Below are 1,036 nucleotides of genomic sequence, written 5' to 3' on the forward strand. Positions count from 1 at the left end.
CTGGTGCTCACCACCGGGGGCACCGGCCCGGCTTTGCGCGACGTCACGCCCGAGGCCACGCTGGCGGTCGCGCACAAGGAAATGCCCGGCTTTGGCGAGCAAATGCGCCAGATCGGCCTGGCCTTCGTGCCCACCGCCATCCTCTCGCGCCAGGTCGCGGTGGTGCGCGACCAAAGCCTCATCATCAACCTGCCGGGTCAGCCCAAGGCCATTGCCGAAACACTGGAAGGCCTGAAAAATGCCGACGGCAAACCCCAGGTGCACGGCATTTTTGCTGCCGTGCCCTACTGCGTTGACCTGATCGGTGGCCCCTACCTCGAAACCCACGACGCGGTCTGCAAAGCTTTCCGCCCCAAGTCCGCTGTGCGGGCTCCGCGTTGAACCTCTGATCGAAAGACCCGCATGAAGATTGCCAAAGACACCGTCGTCACCCTGACTTTCCGCGCCACCGATGCCAAAGGCAAGGTGCTGGAAGACGGTACCGAGCCCCGCGCCTATCTGCACGGTGGCTACAACAACACCTTGCCCGGCATTGAAAAAGCACTGGAAGGTCAGGAAGTCGGCTTCCAGACCACGCTGGAATTGCCACCCGAAGACGCCTTTGGTGTGCGCGATGAAAATCTGGTGCAGACCATTGCCAAGAGCGATTTCCCGCCGGGCGTGAAGGTCGGTGGGCAGCTCCAGGGCCGCAACGAACAAGGCGAGGAGCAGGTCTTCACCGTGGTGAAGATCAAGGGCCCGACCGTGCACCTGGACGGCAACCACCCCTTGGCCGGGCAGACGCTGCGCTTTTCGCTCAAGGTGCTGGAAGTACGTGCCGCCAGCGCCGAAGAAAGCACCCACGGCCACGCGCACGGCGCGCACGGACATCACCATTAACCCCCCCGCGCCGGCTTCGCCGTCACCCCCCAGGGGGCGGCACTGGCGGCCCGGCCAAGCCGGTTCCGCGGTGCCCTGGACCAAGCCACCTCTCTGGCGCAACTGGGTGTTCATCCGAGACGCCGTGGAACTGGCTTTTCTGGGCCACAGGCATCGC

Annotated in this window: 2 protein-coding genes; both read left to right on the top strand. The window is 64.7% G+C overall.

Features of this window, described 5'->3' with window-relative positions:
* Positions 1-381: molybdopterin adenylyltransferase (gene mog, locus ABYB95_RS23925; RefSeq protein ID WP_372662992.1), on the top strand; the 381-nt coding region annotated here is incomplete at its 5' end.
* 21 nt (positions 382-402) lie between these two features.
* Positions 403-879, top strand: coding sequence for a peptidylprolyl isomerase (locus tag ABYB95_RS23930; RefSeq protein WP_372662994.1), 477 nt, complete (start codon positions 403-405; stop codon positions 877-879).
* Positions 880-1,036: the final 157 nt, after the last annotated feature.

This window comes from Hydrogenophaga sp. (genome assembly GCF_041633695.1).
GTDB lineage: Bacteria > Pseudomonadota > Gammaproteobacteria > Burkholderiales > Burkholderiaceae_C > Hydrogenophaga.